Annotated in this window: 17 protein-coding genes and 1 tRNA gene; 10 read left to right on the top strand and 8 right to left on the bottom strand. The window is 64.2% G+C overall.

Translation table 11 applies throughout. The features are described 5' to 3' along the window. Positions 1-137: 137 nt before the first annotated feature. The 6 genes from EKH55_RS01880 to EKH55_RS01855 all read left to right on the top strand — a co-directional run bounded on the left by EKH55_RS01880 (position 138) and on the right by EKH55_RS01855 (position 6607). Positions 138-932 (top strand): FadR/GntR family transcriptional regulator, encoded by a 795-nt coding sequence (locus EKH55_RS01880; RefSeq protein ID WP_069460296.1) that lies wholly within the window; start codon positions 138-140, stop codon positions 930-932. Between the two features lie 197 nt (positions 933-1129). Continuing rightward, positions 1130-1636 carry an NUDIX hydrolase gene (locus tag EKH55_RS01875; RefSeq protein WP_083265417.1) on the top strand — a complete coding sequence of 169 codons (507 nt, stop codon included), beginning with the start codon at positions 1130-1132 and terminating at the stop codon, positions 1634-1636. A 107-nt stretch (positions 1637-1743) separates the two neighbouring features. Continuing rightward, positions 1744-3249 (top strand): inorganic phosphate transporter, encoded by a 1506-nt coding sequence (locus tag EKH55_RS01870; RefSeq protein WP_151610882.1) that lies wholly within the window; start codon positions 1744-1746, stop codon positions 3247-3249. 39 nt (positions 3250-3288) lie between these two features. Further along, a complete protein-coding gene (locus EKH55_RS01865; protein WP_151610881.1) occupies positions 3289-4056 on the top strand; it encodes a 16S rRNA (uracil(1498)-N(3))-methyltransferase in 768 nt (255 codons plus the stop codon). A gap of 226 nt (positions 4057-4282) precedes the next feature. Continuing rightward, complete coding sequence (locus EKH55_RS01860) at positions 4283-5656, top strand: glutamate--cysteine ligase (RefSeq protein WP_151610880.1); 1374 nt, start codon at positions 4283-4285, stop codon at positions 5654-5656. A gap of 93 nt (positions 5657-5749) precedes the next feature. Beyond that, complete coding sequence (locus tag EKH55_RS01855) at positions 5750-6607, top strand: DUF937 domain-containing protein (RefSeq protein ID WP_069460291.1); 858 nt, start codon at positions 5750-5752, stop codon at positions 6605-6607. A 367-nt stretch (positions 6608-6974) separates the two neighbouring features. On the opposite strand, the gene EKH55_RS01850 is transcribed toward EKH55_RS01855, so the two are convergent. Continuing rightward, positions 6975-7265: a YjiS-like domain-containing protein gene (locus tag EKH55_RS01850; protein ID WP_069460290.1), complete on the bottom strand. Its 291-nt coding sequence runs from the start codon at positions 7263-7265 to the stop codon at positions 6975-6977. Positions 7266-7473: 208 nt separating this feature from the next. Between EKH55_RS01850 and EKH55_RS01845 the strand changes: the two genes are divergently transcribed. Beyond that, the gene (locus tag EKH55_RS01845; protein WP_069460289.1) at positions 7474-8424 is read left to right on the top strand and encodes a LysR substrate-binding domain-containing protein; all 951 of its coding nucleotides are present in this window, start codon (positions 7474-7476) and stop codon (positions 8422-8424) included. Positions 8425-8594: 170 nt separating this feature from the next. Then, positions 8595-9515 carry a hydrogen peroxide-inducible genes activator OxyR gene (gene oxyR / locus EKH55_RS01840; protein WP_151610879.1) on the top strand — a complete coding sequence of 307 codons (921 nt, stop codon included), beginning with the start codon at positions 8595-8597 and terminating at the stop codon, positions 9513-9515. Between the two features lie 44 nt (positions 9516-9559). On the opposite strand, the gene EKH55_RS01835 is transcribed toward oxyR, so the two are convergent. From EKH55_RS01835 to guaB, 4 genes are all read right to left on the bottom strand, one after another. Next, on the bottom strand, positions 9560-10441 hold the full coding sequence (locus EKH55_RS01835) for a dienelactone hydrolase family protein (protein ID WP_069460287.1): 882 nt from the start codon (positions 10439-10441) through the stop codon (positions 9560-9562). Positions 10442-10711: 270 nt separating this feature from the next. Next, positions 10712-11734 carry an alcohol dehydrogenase AdhP gene (gene adhP / locus EKH55_RS01830; RefSeq protein ID WP_151610878.1) on the bottom strand — a complete coding sequence of 341 codons (1023 nt, stop codon included), beginning with the start codon at positions 11732-11734 and terminating at the stop codon, positions 10712-10714. A 180-nt stretch (positions 11735-11914) separates the two neighbouring features. Continuing rightward, positions 11915-12331, bottom strand: coding sequence for an MAPEG family protein (locus tag EKH55_RS01825; RefSeq protein ID WP_069460285.1), 417 nt, complete (start codon positions 12329-12331; stop codon positions 11915-11917). A gap of 96 nt (positions 12332-12427) precedes the next feature. Then, complete coding sequence (gene guaB / locus EKH55_RS01820) at positions 12428-13930, bottom strand: IMP dehydrogenase (RefSeq protein WP_069460284.1); 1503 nt, start codon at positions 13928-13930, stop codon at positions 12428-12430. Between the two features lie 500 nt (positions 13931-14430). Between guaB and EKH55_RS01815 the strand changes: the two genes are divergently transcribed. Continuing rightward, complete coding sequence (locus tag EKH55_RS01815; RefSeq protein ID WP_069460283.1) at positions 14431-15840, top strand: DHA2 family efflux MFS transporter permease subunit; 1410 nt, start codon at positions 14431-14433, stop codon at positions 15838-15840. Positions 15841-15864: 24 nt separating this feature from the next. Here EKH55_RS01815 and EKH55_RS01810 read toward each other — a convergent pair whose 3' ends face one another. From EKH55_RS01810 to EKH55_RS01800, 3 genes are read right to left on the bottom strand one after another with little or no spacing between them, the layout of a single operon-like run. Next, positions 15865-16272 (bottom strand): VOC family protein, encoded by a 408-nt coding sequence (locus tag EKH55_RS01810; RefSeq protein ID WP_069460282.1) that lies wholly within the window; start codon positions 16270-16272, stop codon positions 15865-15867. Between the two features lie 3 nt (positions 16273-16275). After that, positions 16276-17007 carry an RlmE family RNA methyltransferase gene (locus tag EKH55_RS01805; RefSeq protein ID WP_069460281.1) on the bottom strand — a complete coding sequence of 244 codons (732 nt, stop codon included), beginning with the start codon at positions 17005-17007 and terminating at the stop codon, positions 16276-16278. Next, complete coding sequence (locus EKH55_RS01800; protein WP_069460280.1) at positions 17004-18605, bottom strand: Ppx/GppA phosphatase family protein; 1602 nt, start codon at positions 18603-18605, stop codon at positions 17004-17006. Before EKH55_RS01800 ends, EKH55_RS01805 begins: the two co-directional genes overlap by 4 nt. A gap of 308 nt (positions 18606-18913) precedes the next feature. On the opposite strand from EKH55_RS01800, the gene EKH55_RS01795 reads away from it, so the two are divergent. After that, positions 18914-18987, top strand: a tRNA-Gln gene (locus tag EKH55_RS01795). Positions 18988-19116 lie beyond the last annotated feature (129 nt).

Here is a 19116-nt window from a genome sequence, read left to right as displayed (position 1 = left end):
CGCTTTGACGCAGTTTGATTTTTATCAGTCTCAGGGGCGCCAAGTGGACAACTGATTTGACCACTTGGCGGCGGCTGCTAGATTTCCGAGGAGCGGCAGGCTTGAGACAAGCGGTTTCCGCTGAAGGAGAACATGCCGTGACCGAAGACCCGATCGACCTCTATGCCCGCATCAGCCATAGCCGCACGGCGGACGAGGTCGTGCAGCAGATCGAGCTTCTCATTCTCGAAGGCGTGCTTCGCGACGGCGACCGGCTGCCGGGCGAGCGGGAGCTTTCCAAGCGTTTCGACGTATCGCGGCCGATCCTGCGCGAGGCGCTGAAGGAGCTGGAGACGCGCGGCCTGGTCGAGAGCCGGCACGGCGGCGGCACCTTCGTCGCCGACGTGGTCGGGCAGATCTTCTCAAAGCCGCTGGTCGAGCTCATCGGGCGCCATTCCAAGGCGACGCAGGACTACCTCGAATTTCGGCGCGAACTCGAGGGCCTCACCGCCGAGCTCGCCGCCACCCGCGCCACGGACTTCGACCGCGATATCCTGACCAGTGTCATTGAACGCATGCGCGAGGCGCACCGTAGCGGCAATTTCGACGAAGAGCTGGAGGCGGACATCGAATTGCATAACGCGATCGGCGACAGCGCCCACAACATCATTCTGCTGCATACGCTGCGGGCCTGCTACAGGCTCCTGACCCGGGGCATATTCTTTCATCGCAGTACGGTCTTCGGCGCCCCCGGCGCCCGCGACCGGCTGCTTTCGCAGCACGAGGCGATCTATGCCGCGATTATGGCGCGCGACCCGCAGGCGGCGAAGTCCGCCGCTCAAGGCCATATCGATTTCGTCGCAGCCGCCGCCCGCGAGGCGGAGCGCAGCGGTGAGTGGGCACGCATCGCTCAAATGCGCCTGCTGCAGCGTGACCGCAGCCGGGAGCCGTGAGTGCCCGGGCGCCTGCGACGCCGCTTTCCGGCCGATGGATGACGCACGCATGAGATGTAATGACGATTGGCTATTCCATTCTGGAACTTGTACGCATTTCGTCGGTTATCTTCAGCCGATCCATTTACAGGCGAGGTGGACCAGACATAATTTCGAAATGACGAATGCCGCTGATTCGCATAGGAGTGAGACCCCCCTTGAGCTTGCTGCACCGGCTTGCCTCTGATGTGCATCTTATGCTGCGACGCCCGGCGCGCATGCAATACGCGGCGCTGTGCTATCGTATCCGCAAGAAGACCGGAGAGCCGGAAATTCTGCTGATCACCAGCCGCGACACCGGCCGCTGGGTCATTCCGAAGGGATGGCCGATGCAAGGCAAGCGCGCCCACGAAGTGGCGGAACGCGAGGCCTATGAAGAAGCCGGCGTGAACGGGAAGATCCGGAAGGCCGCGCTCGGCTTCTATACCTACCAGAAGCGCATGGACCATGGCCTGCAGATTTCCTGCAAGGTCCAGGTTCACGCGCTCGAAGTCGCGGACTTTAGCAAGAACTTCCCCGAAAAGGGCGCCCGGCGGCTGGAATGGGTTGACTGCCGGGAGGCGGCGCGCCGCGTGGCCGAGCCATCCTTGAAAGAGCTTATCCTCGACTTCGGCAAACGAATGAGCGCCCCAGCGGCGCAGGCGCCGAAAGCCGCCAACGGCTGACTGCCTGCGCACGCGCTCTCTGCGCCACGCCCCATCCTCCGCTCCGATTCCGCTTGAATGCGCCGGCTCGCGCCGCTACTGGCGATCATGAAAGGGAGAAACGATCAGTGGCCAAGCTGCGCCCGAGCCTGGAAACGCCGACACTTGACAAGGACCTCGACAAGGTGAGCCTTGCGGAAGAGGCGACCCAGTTCATCATGCGGGGCCTGGCAGCCCCCGGCCTCGCTGCCCTGTTCCTCATCGTCAGCATGGCGATCGCCGCAAGCTATTTCACCGGCGCATCCGGCCTCGCCACCGTCATTGCGGCCGCCGCTTTTGCCGGATACCTGGCGATGAATATCGGCGCCAACGACGTGACGAACAATGTCGGCGCCGCAGTCGGCGCCAGGGCGATGACCATGGCCACGGCCCTGGCGATCGCCGCCGTCTTCGAAATAGCTGGAGCCTTGATCGCGGGGCGCAAGGTTGCGCTGACGATCGAAGCAGGCGTCGTCGACGGCAGCCGACTGGTCAGCCCCGATGCGCTCGTCTGGCTGATGATGGCGGTGCTGATCTCTTCGGCTGCGTGGATCAACATCGCCACCTATGCCCGTGCGCCCGTCTCGACCACCCATTCCGTCGTCGGCGGTATCGTCGGCGCGAGTCTTGCGGCGGCGGGGCCTGACGCCGTCAAGTGGTGGACCATTGCCGGGATCACCGCAAGCTGGTCGATCTCGCCGCTCATCGGCGGTATCCTCGCCGCCTGCATCCTCGCCTTCCTGAATGAATTCGTCGTCTATCGCAGCGACAAGATCGCCGCCGCCCGGCTCTGGATGCCTGTCGTCCTCGGGGTCACGGCGGGGGCCTTCACCGCCTATGTGCTGGTTTTCGCCCTCGTCCGTGTCGCGATCATTTCGCTTCCGACGAGCCTGCTCGCCGGGGCACTGGTCGGCGGCACCTGCTACGTCCTCAGCAAGCCATGGATCCGCCGGCACTCGGAGGGACTCGAGAACCGCAACCAGTCGCTTCGCAAGCTGTTCCGCCTGCCCCTGATCGCGGCGGCGGCGCTGCTCTCCTTCGCCCATGGGGCCAATGACGTTTCGAATGCCATCGGCCCTCTTTCCGCGATCGTCGCGGCCGAAGGCGGCATGATCTCCAGCCAGAAATCTGAGGCCCCATATTGGGTCCTGCTGATCGGCGCGTTTGGCATTTCGCTCGGTCTGCTCCTCTACGGTCCGCGGCTGATCCGCGTCGTCGGCCAGGAAATCACCCGTCTCAATCCCATGCGCGCCTTCTGCGTGGCGCTCGCGACGGCGGCCACGGTGCTGTTTGCTTCGGCGCTCGGCCTGCCGATCAGTTCCACCCATACCGCGGTCGGCGCCGTCTTCGGCGTCGGTTTCTTCCGCGAGTGGTACACCCGCCATTCGAAGCGGCGACTGGAGCATGTCCGACGGAAAAGCGGCCATTCCGATCCCACGCACGCCGTCGAGACGAATTTCGCCGAGATACGCCGCCGGCGGCTGGTGCGCCGCTCCTATCTGCTGACGATCGTCGGCGCCTGGGTGATCACCGTGCCCGCATCCGCGCTGCTTTCGGCGCTCGTCTACCTCGTGCTTTCCGGCCTGGTTCTCTGAAATCGATCCGGACCCGCACGGCGAATCAAAGGAATTGCTATGCGCGCCAATTTCCGTCTGCAGCGATTGTTCGTAGAGAGCCCGCTCCATGCCGGTGCAAGGCACGAGGCGACGAAGGAGCAGTTCAACTACCTTATCAACGTGTTGCGCCTTGGCGAGGGCACGCCGATTCTGGTCTTCAACGGCCGCGATGGCGAATGGCGGGCGGAGCTTTCAATGCCGACGCGCAAACAGGCGGTCCTGTCAGCGATCGAGCAGACGCGACCGCAGCCTCCGGCCGCAGATCTCGTCTACCTGTTCGCGCCGCTCAAGGTCGGCCGGCTGGACTATCTCGTGCAGAAGGCGGTCGAGATGGGAGCCGGCGTGCTGCAGCCGGTTATGACCCAACACGTGCAGGGCAAGATCGGCAATCTCGACCGCATACGCGCGAACGTCATCGAGGCCGCCGAACAATGCGGCGTACTCGGCATTCCCTCCGTCGAGGCACCGCGAAAACTCGAAGACCTGCTTGAGACCTGGCCGCGCGACCGGCGCATCGTCTTCTGCGACGAGGGCTGTGACGGCCAGAACCCGCTGCCGATCCTCAGCGCCATCACAGAGCGGCAGCTTGCGCTTCTGATCGGTCCGGAAGGCGGCTTTTCCGAGGCCGAGCGAAAGCTCCTGCGCAGCCTGGTCTTCGTGACGCCGATACCGCTCGGACCGCGAATCCTGCGTGCCGACACAGCGGCGGTCGCCGCCATGGCCGTGATCCAGGCCACGATCGGGGACTGGCGCCACTGCATGTCTCCTTTAATCGACCTCGATTAAAGGGCGAAGACATGCAGCACTTCAAAGTGCTACATCGACCCAACACGACCTCGACTGCTCGCACGAACAGTCCCGGTCGCGAGGCGCTCCCGGCACGCGCCGCTCCCCGAAGTTTTTTTGAGGGCATCTTGAAAGAATTTGACTTGCACCGCACTTGATTACGGTTCAAGCACCCTCCATTCCGCCCTGCCCACCGGCGGGTGACGCTCAAACGAAGTAGACGAATATGGCCCGAGATACCACCGATCAGACGCCGGTCACCTCCGTCTCCGACCTAACCGCCTATCTGGCGTCGGGAGCGAGGCCGAAGGAGAGGTTTCGGATCGGCACGGAGCACGAAAAATTCGCCTTCTTCAAGGCGGACAACCGCCCCGTGCCCTATTTCGGCGAAGCCAGCATCCAGGCCCTGTTGACTGGCATGGCCGCCCGGAACGGCTGGGAAGCGATCATCGACGAGGGCAATGTCATCGGCCTTGCCGATATCCACGGCAATGGTGCGATTTCGCTGGAGCCCGGCGGGCAGTTCGAGCTATCCGGCGCGCCGCTCGAGAACCTGCACCAGACCTGCAAGGAATCGAACCAGCACCTGGCGGTGCTCCGCGAAATCGCCGAACCGCTCGGCATCGGTTTCCTGGGCGTCGGCGGCAGCCCGAAATGGACCTTTGCCGAGACCCCGCGCATGCCGAAATCGCGTTACGCGATCATGACGCGCTATATGCCGAAGGTTGGCACGCAGGGCCTCGACATGATGTACCGCACCTGTACCATCCAGGTGAATCTCGACTTCTCGTCCGAAGAGGACATGCGGCGCAAAATGCAGGTCTCGATGAGGCTGCAGCCGCTCGCGACCGCCTTTTTTGCCAGCTCTCCCTTCACCGAAGGCAAGCCGAACGGGCTCCTGTCCTGGCGGGGCGACATCTGGCGCGACACGGACAACCGGCGCTCCGGGCTCCTGCCAGCCGCCTTCAAGCCCGACTTCGGCTTTGCCGACTATGTCGAATGGGCGCTCGACGTGCCGATGTATTTCGTCGTGCGCGACGGCCACTATCACGACTGTACGCACATCACCTTCCGGCAGTTCATGAACGGCGCCCTCAGGGGCGAGATCGCCGAATGGCAGCCGAGTATGGGCGATTGGACCAACCACCTCTCGACCCTCTTTCCCGACGTGAGGCTCAAGCGCTTCCTCGAAATGCGCGGCGCCGACGGCGGGCCCTGGCGGAAGATCTGCGCGCTGCCGGCCTTCTGGGTCGGTCTGCTCTACGACGACGAGGCGCTGGCGGCGGCCGAGGCGCTGACGCGCCACTGGAGCTTCGAAGACGTTCAGGCGCTTCGCGACGCAGTGCCGGCCGAGGCGCTGAAGGCGAAGCTCGGCACGACTTCGCTCTTCGACATCGCGCGCGAGGTGCTGACGATTTCGCGCGCCGGCCTGAAGCGACGCAACCGCCTGAACGGCGACGGCGTCGACGAAAGGCAATTCCTGGCACCGCTCGAAGAGGTGCTTGCCAAGAAGTCGACGCTGGCAGAAGACCTGCTGGCGCTCTATCATGGCCGCTGGAACCAATCGGTCGAGCCGATCTTCACGGAATACCAGTACTAGCGGCACGCTCCTCGCCCATAAAAAGCGGTTCCCAGACAATCGATTCCCGTTATAGTGCAATGACATGCGTCGTTCGGCCGGGAAGGAAATGGAATGGCACCGCTTTTTGACATGTTCGTACAGGCGCAGAACGGCCACGCCATCGAGCTGATGGCCAAACAGTTTGGTCTTGCTCAGGAGCAAATGGCGAAGGCGACGGCGGCGCTCATGCCCGCCTTCTCCGCGGGTCTCAAACGCAACACCACCAATCCCTACGATCTGGGATCGCTGATGACGGCGATCTCCACCGGCAATTATGCCAAGTATTTCGAGGACATGAGCAAGGCCTTCACGCCCGCGGGCGTGGCCGACGGCAACGAGGTCCTCGGCCAGCTCTTCGGCTCGAAGGAGATGTCGCGCGCGATCGCGGCGCAGGCGGCGCAAATGACTGGGATCGGCCAGGAGATCTATAAGCAGATGCTGCCGGTCATGGCGACCACGCTCATGGGCGGCCTCTTCAAGGAGACCATGGGCCAGGCCAATGAGGCGCTTGCGAACAATCCGATGATGACGCTGATGCGGCAATGGATGGAAGCGACGGGCTTCGCCAAGAAACCGGACCCGACGCCGAACCCGTTCGACAACCCCTTCACCCAGGCCATGCAGGGATTTTTCGGACTTGCCAAGGCGAAGGAGGAGCCGAAGGCCCCGGACCTTTTCGCCGACAATCCGTTCGTCAAGGCCTTTCAGGACATGATGCGCAGCGGCGGCGCAGCGCCGGAGAAGGCGCCCCAACCGGAGAAGCCTGAGCCGGAGAGGTCCGAGCCGGAGAAGAATGCCGCCTTCGCGCAGTTCTCGAAAACGATGAACAGCATGTTCGATACCGGCCTGGAGATGCAAAAGGAATATCAGAAGAACATCGACGCTCTGTTCGAGAGCTATAAGAGCGCGTCTGACGGCAAGGGTTCCTGAGCAGGTTCCGTAAAGTGTCGCACGGTTGCCCGATCGGAACCTGCGGCAAACCGAAGGGATCCGAGCGGATCATCGTGGGTAAGCCCTTGAATATCTGCTCGGCCGGGTTGCGGGCTAGCGGGATGGGGAGCAATTCGCCCGCCCGGTTCGGACGCTGACGGCCATCGGTGAACCCGCATAAAAAAAGCCCGGTACATGTCTTGGCATGTACCGGGCAAGCAGCAGGGTCTATTGGCTCATACCCTGCGGGGAAGGGTTAGGTTCTTCACCGTACCTGGAACTTTGCGGCATGATCCGTGCAATGGCGGCAACCTCGCGCCGGATCATGCCGCAAATGGCGCATCCGGCGAGACGCGCCATGGGGACGTCAGTCGTGACGGGTGCCACGGTAATAGAGGTTCGCCCGGTTTCGCGAAGCACGCGTGAGATAGCTCGAGGCATCTTCGAAGAACGCGGAGGTCAAGGCTTCGTTCAGGTCTTGCCGTTTCAGTCCCATGTCGAGCAATTGCCGATCGTCGAGATCGTGCAGACGTGCGATCTGGCAGCGGCTTCGGTACTGGCGCCAGACAGCCGTCAGCACACCGACGATGCCTGCGGCGCGGGATACAAGCGTCGGCTTGCCGGCAATGAGGTCGAGGGCGTGTTCGGTCGTGCGCATGGCGGTGCTCCTTTTCTAAAGGCACGCAGATGCCGGTCCCCGCGTGGGAGGTCATACGCGGAGGCAGGCGGGAACGGTTCGGTAGTTCGGCGATCGTTTCGCCGGAGAGATCGACGTGATTTGCAACCCATCAATCGCAAATCCTTATTGATCAGTCCAACGAATGTTTTTAATGATATTCATCAAACACTCTTATGGATGCTCGACCATGTCCGCACCGCTCGATATCGATCAGTTGCAAACCTTCGTCGCCATTGCAGACACGGGTAGCTTCACCAAAGCAGCCGAACGCGTCTTCAAGACGCAATCCGCCGTCTCCATGCAGATGCGCCGCCTCGAGGAACGCATCGGCAAGCCGTTGTTCATGAAGGATGGCCGCGGAAACCGCCTGACGGTCGAGGGCGACCGGCTGCTGAACTTTGCCCGGCGGATGCTCCGCCTCAACAACGAAGCCATCGCCTCCTTCGATGACAATCGCCTGGAGGGCACGCTCCGGATCGGCACGCCCGACGACTATGCCGACCGCTACATGCCGGAAATCATCGTTCGCTTTGCCAAGACGCACCCGAATGTCGAGCTCTACATCGTCTGCGAACCCTCGGCCGATCTGGCAGAGAAGATGGCAAAGGGCGACCTCGACATCGCGCTCGTCACGCACAATCCGCGGGCCAGGGCGTCCGACGTGGTCAGAACGGAGCCGCTCTGCTGGGTCAGTTCGATCAACCATCCGCTGCCTGAAAACGCGCCGATACCGCTCGCCGTCGGACGCCGCGACTGTCTGTGGCGGCAGGCTGCCTGCGCGGCTCTCGATGCGACCGGCCGGGAATATCAGATCCTGTTCACGAGTTGGTCGTCGACGGTCGTCGCGGCCGCGGTACTCGCCGGCATGGCCGTTTCCGTGCTGCCGGAATCGGCGCTGCGGCCGGGCATGAAGGTGCTGACGCTCGCCGACGGCTTCCCGGCGCTGGCACCGGTGCAGATCGGCATCATGAAGCGTCCCGGCCTGTCGCCGTCGCTTTCGAACGCCATCACCAACCACATCACGGCCTGTCTCGACAACATCACGCCGATCGCCGTCAATGACGATCTCGACGGCGACATCAAGGGCTATCCCCGCTATCCGCGCCTGCGCCAGAGCCACATGCTGCCGGGCTGGTGAGGCATCGCGGTTCCCGGCGGAGAAGGGCCACGCACTTTGCCGGCGTGGCCTTCGTCTTTTCGGAGATGAATTCGCCCTGCCCTGCCGGACCCGTCTCCGCGATCTGCCCGCTTGGCTTTATGATAATCTCCGATTGAATTCTCGATTAATTTCGATAGAGATTTCCGATCATGCTGACACTGCGACAGATGCGCTATTTCGACGCCCTCGCGACCGCGCGCCATTTCGGCAGGGCGGCCGAGCTCGCCCATGTCAGCCAGCCGGCGCTGTCGGCGCAAATCATGGAGATGGAGGAGCATCTCGGCGTCAAACTGGTGGAGAGAAGCCGTGCCGGCACTTTCCTCACGGCCATGGGCGAGGAGGTTCTGGCCCAGGTACGCGCCATTCTCGCGGATGTCGACAGGCTTGAGGAAAGCGCGCGTCAGCGGCCTGGAACACTCGAGGGGCGCCTCCGCCTCGGGGTCATCCCGACGCTGGCGCCCTATCTCGTGCCGCAGCTCATTCCGCATCTGCGTCAGCGCTATCCGTCGATCGAGATCGAACTCAAGGAATCGCTGACCGATCGGCTGATTGCCGATCTCGGCGAGGGCCGGCTCGACGCGGTTATTGCCGCGTTGCCGATCGACGCGGACGGCATTATCACGCGGTCGCTGTTTTCGGACCGGTTCTTCATGGCGGTCGCCGACAACGACAGGACCGTGCTGATGTCGCCGCTCACCGAGGACCAGTTGGATCTTTCGCAACTGCTGCTGCTCGAGGAGGGCCACTGCCTGCGAGACCAAGCGCTGGCCGTGTGCAATACCGCCGGCAGGCGGCAACTGACGAGCTTCGGCGCCACCTCGATGGCCACACTCCTGCAGATGGTCGCGAACGGCATGGGCATGACGCTCATTCCCGAGATTGCCGTCCCGAGCGAGGCCGCCCGCAATGCGATCCGGATCGTTCCTTTCGCCGCGCCCGAACCGGCCCGCGATGTCGGCCTCGTCTGGCGACGCAGCAATCCGCGCCGGCGCGACATGGACGCGCTTGCCGAAGCGATCGCCGCATGCGCGCGGACGGTTTCGACGAGAGCAGCCGCCGAGGCGGAATAGCAGAGCGTGCCCCTCCTATACCGGTCAATATATAACTCACGCGATCAGCTCGAGGCGAGCTTTTCCTTGAGGAAGGCCATCGTTCGCTCCCAGGCCAGATCGGCCGCGGCCTTGTCGTAGCGAGCGGCAGAGGTGTCGTTGTTGAAGGCGTGGTTCACACCCTCATACGTGTGGATCGTGAATTCCTTGCCGCTCTCTGTCAGCGCCTTGCGATAGGCCTCGATGCCCGCATTGATGCGCTCGTCGAGCCCCGCATAGTGCAGCAGCATTGCCGCCTCGATCTTCGGCACGTCCGCCGGATCGGGTTGCGAGCCGTAATAGGCGACGCCGGCATCAAGCTCGGGCGCGTTTACCGCCAGCCTGTTGACGAGACCGCCGCCCCAGCAAAAGCCGATCGCGCCGACATTGCCGTTGCCGGCCTCATGCCCCTGCAGAAAGGCGACGGTCGCGACCGCATTTGCATTTGTTTCTTGCGCATCGAGCGCGCCAATCATCTCCCGCGCCCTGTCCTCGTCGTCCGGCGTTCCGCCATCGCGCGAGAGGAAGTCGGGCGCAAGGGCGACGAAGCCCTCGAGAGCGACCCGGCGCGCAACATCCCGGATATGCGGATTGAGACCGCGATTCTCGTGGATGACGATCACCGTTGGGAGCTTGCCCGACGCGTCGGCGGGTTGCACCAGATAGCCCTTCATGTCGCTCTCGGCCCCCGGATAGGTGATATCCTCTCCCTTGATCCGCTCATCCGTCGCAGCGACCATCTCGGCCTTGGCGCTATTGGCGGCCAGCATCGGCGCAATCGCGGCGGCGGCCGCGGCCGAACCGGCAAGCGCCGTCAGCCTCTCCATGAAGCGGCGGCGGTCCAGGGTCAGATGCGTGTATTCGTCATAGGCATCGATCATCGCCTGGGTGATGACAGGCTCGTTCATGGCGCCCTCCTTCGGCTGTTTGTCCTACAGCGCCGCGCGTCCTTTCAGACGCGAAAAGGCCGCTGCAACTCCTTGAGTCTGCGCATCGAGCTTTCCGAAAATCGGCTACGATTTTCGGGCCGATGCGCTAGAGAGGCGGGGTGGGATGCGGGCGGAAAACCGCGCGCACCTTTCCTGTCCCGCCTCGGCGGCACAACAACGACAACCGCCCGCCAACAACATAGGTCAGCGGACGGCGTGGCGACGTCAAAACTGCGTTACCAGTCCGATTCAGCCGTTGAGGTCGAGAACGATGCGACCGTCGATCCTGCCCTCTTCCATGCGCTCGAAGATGGCGTTGATGTTCTCGATCTTGTCCCAGGAGAAGTGGGCGGCAACCTTGCCTTCGCCGGCAAATTCCAGCGCCTCCTCCAGGTCCTGGCGGGTGCCGACGATCGAGCCGCGCACCGTGATGCGCTTCAGCACCGTGTCGAACACCGGCAGGCAGATCTGGCTCGGGGGCAGGCCGACAAGCGCCATCGTGCCCTTGGAACGCAGCATGCTGTAGGCCTGCTCCATCGCCTTTGGCGACACCGCCGTGACCAGCGCCCCATGGACGCCGCCCGTGCGCTTCTGCACCTCTTCGACGGCATCGCGCGCCCTCGCGTCGATGATGAGGTCGGCGCCGAGCTTTTCCGCAAGCGCGAGCTTGTCCGGGAAAATATCGGCTGCGGCGACATGCATGCCCATGGCCTTGGCGTATTGCACGGCCATGTGGCCGAGGCCGCCGATGCCGGAGACGAGCACCCATTCGCCGGGCCTCACCTCCGTTTCCTTGAGCCCCTTATAGACGGTCACGCCGGCGCACAGCACCGGGGCCGCCGGCCCGAACTCCAGATTGGCGGGCAGCCGCCCGACGAAGTCCGGATCTGCCAAGCCGTACTGGGCGAAGGTGCCGTCGAGCGAATAGCCGGTGTTCTGCTGGCTGCCGCACAGCGTTTCCCAGCCGGTGCGGCAGGGCGTGCAGCAGCCGCAGGCCGTATGAAGCCAGGGAACGCCGACCCGGTCGCCTTCCTTCAGTCCCTTGACGCCGGCGCCGAGCTTCGCGACATAACCGACGCCTTCGTGGCCGGGAATGAAGGGCGGGTTCGGCTTCACCGGCCAGTCCCCCTTGGCGGCATGCAGATCGGTGTGGCACACGCCCGTCGCCTCATATTTGATGAGCACCTGGCCGGGGCCGGGGCGTGGGATCGGCAACTCCTCGATCACGAGCGGCTTGCCGAACTCGCGTACGACGGCGGCTTTCATAGTCATATCGATTCTCCTCCGATGCTCGATGCTGGCTTTGCGAATAGCGCCCGCTCCCCTCCTCCGAGGAGGCGCGGTGACGGTTAAAGCTTAGCCGCGGAGCGGGCGGCCGCCCCTTGACGGGCGTCAAGGTCCGGCAGTTCGGCCGGGAGATTTGTCTCAAGGGTGAGACGATCGGAGCAATTGTCAGTTCATCGCCATCCAGGTGGCGAGCCATGCCCATAGGGCGACGAGCGTGACAAAGCATGCCATGAAGAGCGGGCGACGAAATTTGAGCCTGTTGCTGGTCACGTGCACAAAGGCATGCGCATAGCGTAGCGCCACGAAAAGCCAGGCGAGCCCGACCGCGGCGAGGTTGTCGCCCTCGGTCACATAGAGCAACACGCAACAGACATAGAAAAGCACCGGCAGCTCGAACTGGTTGGCGATGCTGTTGCGCACGACCAGGCTCTCGCCCGGTTCCTCGCGATTCTCGCGGAACTGCGAGGCCTCGACCTTGCCCGCCCGCACGAGCGCCACGCGGCGCCTCGATAGAAGCGCGTAGAGCGAGAAGATCAGTGCGACATGGGCAAGCACGGGCCAGAATATCTCGAAACCGGTCATCGGCACTCTCGAACTTGAATGTCCGGCGCATCGGCACGGCGCTGCAAGTGGGAAACGTCAGGAGGGAAGGGGCGCCGGTCGGCGCCCCGTAGAAGATCAGGCGGCGCCCGGATAGTTCGGGCTCTCGCGGGTGATCGTCACGTCATGCGCATGGCTCTCGCGCAGGCCGGCGCCGGAGATGCGCACGAAGGTCGCGCGCTCCTGGTACTCCTTGATGGTCGCGCCGCCGACATAGCCCATGGACGCCTTAAGGCCACCGGCAAGCTGGTGCAGGACGCCGGCGACCGGTCCCTTGTAGGGAACCTGGCCCTCGATGCCTTCCGGCACGAGCTTGAGCGTGTCGCGGACCTCCGCCTGGAAATAGCGGTCGGCCGAACCGCGCGCCATGGCGCCGACGGAGCCCATGCCGCGATAGGCCTTGAAGGAGCGTCCCTGGTAAAGGAAGACTTCGCCCGGGCTTTCGTCCGTACCGGCGAGCAGCGAACCGACCATGACCGCGGAGGCGCCGGCGGCGATCGCTTTGGCGAGGTCGCCGGAAAATTTGATGCCACCGTCGGCGATGACCGGGATGCCGGAGGCCTCAGCTGCCTCGACCGCCGCCATGATCGCCGCGAGCTGCGGCACGCCGACGCCGGCGACGATGCGGGTAGTGCAGATCGAGCCGGGCCCGATACCGACCTTGATCGCATCGGCGCCCGCGTCGATCAGCGCCCTGGTGCCGCCTGCCGTCGCGACATTGCCCGCCATGACCCGAACCGAATTCGACAGTTTCTTGACGCGGGCGACCGCGTCGAGCACGCGCTGCGAATGGCCGTGGGCGGTATCGACGACGATAAGGTCGACGCCGGCATCGATCAGCCGCTCGGCGCGCTCGAAGCCGTCATCGCCGACGCTGACGGCGGCGGCTGCGCGCAGCCGCCCCTGGGCGTCCTTTGACGCATTGGGGTTCAACTGCGACTTCTCGATGTCCTTGACGGTGATGAGGCCGACGCAACGGCCGTCCGGATCGACCACCAGGAGCTTCTCGATGCGGTGCTTGTGCAACAGGCGCTTGGCTTCCTGCTGATCGACGCTTTCCTTGACCGTGATCAGGTTTTCCCGGGTCATCAGTTCGTGGATCTTCTGGGATGGGTCGGAGGCAAAGCGCACGTCGCGATTGGTCAGGATGCCGACGAGACGGCCCTGCTTCTGGCCGCCGCTTCCGCCGTTTTCGACGACCGGGATGCCGGAAATGCCGTGCGCCTTCATCAGGCTCAGCGCATCGGCGAGCGTCGCCTCCGGTCCGATCGTCACCGGGTTGACGACCATGCCGCTTTCGAACTTCTTGACCTGACGAACCTCCTCCGCCTGCTCGGCCGGCGTCAGGTTCCGGTGGATGACGCCAATGCCGCCGGCCTGCGCCATGGCGATCGCGAGACGCGCCTCGGTGACAGTGTCCATGGCGGCGGAAAGTATCGGGAGATTGAGCTCGATGTCCCGCGCGATGCGGGTGGCGATGTTCGTCTGGCCGGGCATCACCTCGGAATGTCCCGGCTGGAGCAGAACGTCGTCGAAGGTCAAAGCCTCGAGACCGGTTGCCGTTTCGATGATGCGCGCCATGGCCAGTTCCTCTTCAATATACAAAAATCCCCGGAGGAGCTCAGCGGCTTGTCCACCGGGTGACTTCAAGGCTTTGACTTGGAAGTTGGCGAGGGCTGGTAACACGGATATGACGGAATGAAAATAGTGGAGACCCGGAAATCGCCCGGGCCTTGCACATATTTGTTGCGGAGCAACATACGGCTTGGTGTCAGATGTCGAAGTGATAGCTGACGGGCACGAAGCGGTTCTCCTACAACAATGGAGTGCTTTCGAAGCCTCCCTCGCGTGATAATGGAGGGGCGGCGGCTTGAGGCAACCCGGATCACACGCTTTTGATCGCAATCCCCGGCTTCGCCCCGACAAAGCCGTCTCGAGCGTTTACCGGCGCAACCGCTACGCACGCTTACAGCGCCGCGCGTGTTTTCAGACGCGCAAAGGTCGCTGCAACTCTTTCAATCTGCTACATCGAGCTTCCCGAAAATCGGCACAACTTTCGGACCGGTGCGCGAGGATCCCGCATGAATCGAATCGTCACGATGATCCTCGCCGTCGCGCTCTTCATGGAGCAGTTGGATTCCACCGTCATTTCGACATCGCTGCCGGCGATCGCGGAGGATATCGGCGTCGGTCCGATCACGCTCAAGCTGGCGCTGACCTCCTATATGGTGGCGCTGGCGATCTTCATTCCCCTGAGCGGCTGGATGGCGGACCGCTTCGGCGCCAGGCGCATCTTCCGCGCGGCGATCCTCGTTTTTATCCTCGGCTCGATCTCCTGCGCCGTCGCCGACAGCCTCGTCGCCTTCGTGCTCTCCCGCTTCCTGCAGGGCATGGGCGGCGCCATGATGACGCCGGTCGCGCGCCTCGTCCTCGTGCGCGGGACGCCACGCAGCGAGCTCGTCTCGGCCATGGCGCTGCTGACCATACCCGCCCTCGTCGGACCGCTGGCGGGCCCACCGCTCGGCGGGTTCATTACGACCTATTTCTCCTGGCACTGGATCTTCCTGATCAATGTGCCGATCGGGATTGCCGGCTACGTGCTTTCCGGCGTCTACTTACCTGAGATGGAACAGCGGAACCCGCCGCCGGTCGACATTCTCGGTTTCCTGCTCGGCGGCATCGCCGCCGCCGGCGTCGTCTTCGGCCTTTCGGTCATCAGCCTGCCGGCGCTGCCGTCGGCGATCGGCCTCTCCTCGGTCTCGGCGGGCGTCGCGGCGGCCCTCCTCTACATCCTTCATGCCCGCCGGCATCCCGCGCCGGTGCTCGACCTCCGCCTCTTCCGCGGCGGTGCGTTCCGGGCAGCCCAGATCGGTGGCACCATCTTCCGCATCTCCGTCGGTGCGGTGCCGTTCCTGATGCCGTTGATGCTGCAGATCGGCTTCGGCCTGAACCCGTTGCAATCAGGTCTGATCACCTTCATCGGCGCGGTCGGCGCCATCGCGACCAAGTTCCTTGCGCGCCGGGTGCTCGCTCTTGCCGGCTTCCGCACGACGCTGATCATTGCCGCAATGGTCGCGGCCGTCACCACCTTCGCGAACGGCTTCTTCACGCCGGCGACGCCCTATCTCCTGCTGCTGTCGGTCCTGCTGGTCGCCGGCTTCGCCCGTTCCTTCTTCTTCACCAGCGTCAACGCGCTCTCCTTTGCCGATATCGACGATGCGGATGCGAGCAGGGCGACCTCGATGAGCGCGGTGCTGCAGCAGATCAGCCTCGCACTCGGCGTCGCCTTCGCCGGGGCAATCCTCGAGGTCGAGACCACGATCAGCGGCGAAGCGCTCAGCCTTGAAGACTTCCACCTCGCCTTCACGATCGTCGCCGCCGCGAATCTCCTGGCCGCGATCCCGTTCCTCACCATGGCAAAGACCGCCGGCGCATCCGTTTCCGGCCACCGGCTGCCGATCAGGGAGGCGGAGACCACAGCGGTGAAATGAGGGTCGAACTGGTCCGCGCCAACCTCATCTTCCCTGCCGGGCATCTCCCCCATACGGCCGCTCGCAAACCGCCGACAACTTGTTGCCGTCAAGGTCGCGAACATAGGCCGCGTAAAAATCGGGATGGAAAGACCTGAGCCCCGGCGCGCCCTCGTCCGTGCCGCCATTTGCGAGGGCCGCGGCATGGAAGGCGTCCACGGCGGCGCGGCTTTCCGCTTCGAGCGCAACCATCGAGCCATTGCCAACGCTTGCCGCCTTGCGGTTGAAGGGCGTCACGACCCAGAGGCGGCAACGGAGATCTTCCTCCGCACCATAGCCGATCTCGACCTCGTCCTCCTTGCGCCGCTTGAGCCCAAGGGTTGCGAGCGTTCTGTCATAGAAGGCGCCGGCGCGCTGGAGATCATTGGTTCCGAGCGTCACATAAAGGAGCATCCCCTACTCCGCTTCATCGTCTTCGGCCGCTTCCTCCTCTGCGCGCCGGCCCTTGAAGCCCTTGGCGAGCAGGAACATCTCGACCGATTCGGCGCGCGACGAGGCCGGCTTCACATGCACCACCTGGCGGAAATTCTGCTTGAGCATATTGAGGAGATCGCGCTCGGCGCCGCCCTGGAAGGTCTTTGCCAGGAAATGCCCGCCTTCGGCGAGCACTTCGACGGCGAACTGCGCCGCCACCTCGCAAAGATGCATGGTGCGCAGATGGTCGGTCTGGCGATGGCCGGTGGTCGGCGCCGCCATATCAGACAGCACGAGACCGGGCGCTCCGCCGATCGCCTCCTTCAGCTTTTCCGGCGCCTCCGGATCAAGGAAATCCAGCTGCAGGAAACGGACGCCGGGGATCGGATCCATCTCGAGAAAGTCGATTGCCGCGACGCGCGGATCGGTGTCGGTCGAATGCGTAACCTTGGCGGCGATCTGCGACCAGCTGCCAGGGGCTGCGCCGAGGTCGATGATGCGCCGGGCGCCGGCGAGGATCTTGTGCTTCTCGTCAATCTCCAGAAGCTTGAAAGCGGCCCGTGCGCGGTAGCCCTCGAGCTGCGCGCGCTGCACGTAGGGGTCGTTGATGTGGCGCTCCAGCCAGCGGCGCGAGGAGGCCTTGAGCTTGCCCTTCTTCACCTTCTGACCGAGTTTGCGGCCGCTGCCCTTGCTCCCGATCGGGGATTTCGTCATGCCTTCGTACCTTCGTGGACCTTGTCGTAGGTCCTATTGCGTTCCTCGCCAGCCGGCGGGGCATTGTGGCCCCGCTGGTAGCGGCGCGGCCGCGACCGCCGCCAGGCTCCGTCATCTGCCATCATGTCGGTCAGCAGCCCCTCGCGCAGGCCGCGATCGGCGACCCGCATGCGCGTCGACGGCCAGCGTCGCCGGATCGCCTCGAGAATGGCGCAGCCGGCAAGCACCAGATCGGCGCGATCCGGCCCGATGCAGGGATTGGCGGCGCGGGCGGCGAAATCCCAGGAGAGCAGTCGCGCCTGCATGGCCGAGACTTGCGCATCGGAGAGCCAGAGCCCATCGACCCGGCGACGGTCGTAACGCGGCAGGTCGAGATGGACCCCGGCAAGCGTCGTCACGGTTCCGGACGTACCGATCAGGTGGAAGCCGCTGTCTGAGGTGCCGCTTGCCAGCATATCGACAGACGGGCTGTCGAAGCTGGCGAGCATGGCCTCGACCTCGCGCACCATCGTCTCGAAGCTCTGCGGCGTCACATGCTCGCCGCCATGGCGCTCCGAGAGCGTGACGACGCCGACCGGCAGCGACGTCCAGTGGGTGATGTGGTTGGCAAGACGGCTCGAGCGGTTCTCGCCGATGCGGATCACGGCAATTTCGGAGGAGCCGCCGCCGATATCGAAGAGCACCACCGACTTGGTCTCGCGGTCGACGAGCGACGAGCAGCCGGAAACCGCAAGCCGCGCCTCGGTCTCGCGATTGATAATCTCCAGGTCGAGCCCGGTCTCCTCGGCCACACGCTTCAGGAAGGTTTCGCCGTTGGCGGCGGAACGAGCCGCTTCGGTGGCGATCAGCCGGCGTCGGCGGATCGAACGGAGGTTGAGCTTCGCCGCGCAGATCTTCAGCGCCTCGATGGAGCGCTCCATCGCGCCGTCCGACAGCCGCCCGCTCGCACCGAGTCCCTCTCCAAGCCGGACAATCCGCGAAAAGGCATCGACGACGCGGAACTGGCCCGGTCGGGTCGGCTGCGCGACGAGCAGGCGGCAATTGTTGGTACCGAGGTCAAGCGCGGCATAGAGCGGCGCCGGCAGGTCGCCGGGGGCGACGTAAGGGGTGCGCAGATTTTCAGATCGGGCCGGCTGTGGAGCCTGCGGCGCGGCGGCTTCGACCGGGCGCGGCCGCGGCTGATCGCCGGCACGCTCGGCAGCGAGCGGCTTGCCGCGCGATGCCAAAGGCCGGCCCTGAAGCCCGCGCCGATGGCGCGCCTTCTTACCGCGATTCTGGCCATTCCTGTCCGTGGACGCCGCGTCCGAATGCGCGGCAAGGCCGCCGGAGGCGGCTGCAGCCTGGCCCTGGGGCCTTGCTGCCTTGGAGCGACGGCGCCGCTTGCGCTTGCGCGCCGGCTCCGCTTCATCCAGTGCTGCGGGGCGCCCTGCCTCTCCGGTCAGTCCGGATCCGCTGGCAATTGCAGACGGCGAACCGGACGGCTTGCGCCTCTTCCGCTTGCCCTTGCCGCCGCGCGACGCGTGCTTCTGCGCCCCGCCACGACCTGCTGCCGACGCCCCGGATTCAGACGGCTTTTCGCCGTGATCGGGGTCCTTCACGTGTCTCAACCATGGCGCCGGGCGAAGCCTTGCGGCCGCTCAAGGCGCTCTCTCGATTTTGCGTTGCGGCGACTGTACCAGCGCCGCCCTCTTTCGCCAAATTGTTTTTGCGGCTCCAGTTCCACCGGCAGAAGGCACCTCGGGCACAGCGCCCAACCGGCGCATCGCGGCGCGCAGACGCTCGCAACGAGGACCGCCGAGATCACAAGCCGGCCGCACTTTTTTTGCCAAAAGGTATTTGCATCCGCCGTTCTTTTGTTTATAAGCCCGCCACACCGACGCGGCGGCCAGACTCCGCCGACGGGCCTTGGGGAATAGGTTAACGGTAGACCAGCGGACTCTGACTCCGTTAGTCCTGGTTCGAATCCAGGTTCCCCAGCCATCGACTTTTCTAACAAAAACAAGTATTTACCGGCTACCTTGCCTCCCTAGGTAGCCGATTCTAGTTCGCACATCCTGCGTCTAATTTTCCAATGATTACAACGGTTGGCACGTGGCGACGGCAGCTCCA

The sequence above is a fragment of the Sinorhizobium alkalisoli genome (assembly GCF_008932245.1).
In the GTDB taxonomy this organism is placed as follows: domain Bacteria; phylum Pseudomonadota; class Alphaproteobacteria; order Rhizobiales; family Rhizobiaceae; genus Sinorhizobium; species Sinorhizobium alkalisoli.
The sequence above is the reverse complement of the archived record's forward strand: the minus strand, read 5'-3'. Positions and strand labels throughout refer to the sequence as shown.

What these genes read in the sequence shown, in the direction of transcription:
- adhP (WP_151610878.1), bottom strand. Translation starts at nt 11,734, where the DNA reads ATGACTATGAAAGCCGCCGTCGTACGCGAGTTCGGCAAGCCGCTCGTG.
- EKH55_RS01810 (WP_069460282.1), bottom strand. Translation starts at nt 16,272, where the DNA reads ATGCTCCTTTATGTGACGCTCGGAACCAATGATCTCCAGCGCGCCGGC.
- EKH55_RS01845 (WP_069460289.1), top strand. Translation starts at nt 7,474, where the DNA reads ATGTCCGCACCGCTCGATATCGATCAGTTGCAAACCTTCGTCGCCATT.
- EKH55_RS01855 (WP_069460291.1), top strand. Translation starts at nt 5,750, where the DNA reads ATGGCACCGCTTTTTGACATGTTCGTACAGGCGCAGAACGGCCACGCC.
- EKH55_RS01865 (WP_151610881.1), top strand. Translation starts at nt 3,289, where the DNA reads ATGCGCGCCAATTTCCGTCTGCAGCGATTGTTCGTAGAGAGCCCGCTC.
- EKH55_RS01835 (WP_069460287.1), bottom strand. Translation starts at nt 10,441, where the DNA reads ATGAACGAGCCTGTCATCACCCAGGCGATGATCGATGCCTATGACGAA.
- EKH55_RS01815 (WP_069460283.1), top strand. Translation starts at nt 14,431, where the DNA reads ATGAATCGAATCGTCACGATGATCCTCGCCGTCGCGCTCTTCATGGAG.
- EKH55_RS01825 (WP_069460285.1), bottom strand. Translation starts at nt 12,331, where the DNA reads ATGACCGGTTTCGAGATATTCTGGCCCGTGCTTGCCCATGTCGCACTG.
- oxyR (WP_151610879.1), top strand. Translation starts at nt 8,595, where the DNA reads ATGCTGACACTGCGACAGATGCGCTATTTCGACGCCCTCGCGACCGCG.
- EKH55_RS01850 (WP_069460290.1), bottom strand. Translation starts at nt 7,265, where the DNA reads ATGCGCACGACCGAACACGCCCTCGACCTCATTGCCGGCAAGCCGACG.
- EKH55_RS01860 (WP_151610880.1), top strand. Translation starts at nt 4,283, where the DNA reads ATGGCCCGAGATACCACCGATCAGACGCCGGTCACCTCCGTCTCCGAC.
- guaB (WP_069460284.1), bottom strand. Translation starts at nt 13,930, where the DNA reads ATGGCGCGCATCATCGAAACGGCAACCGGTCTCGAGGCTTTGACCTTC.
- EKH55_RS01805 (WP_069460281.1), bottom strand. Translation starts at nt 17,007, where the DNA reads ATGACGAAATCCCCGATCGGGAGCAAGGGCAGCGGCCGCAAACTCGGT.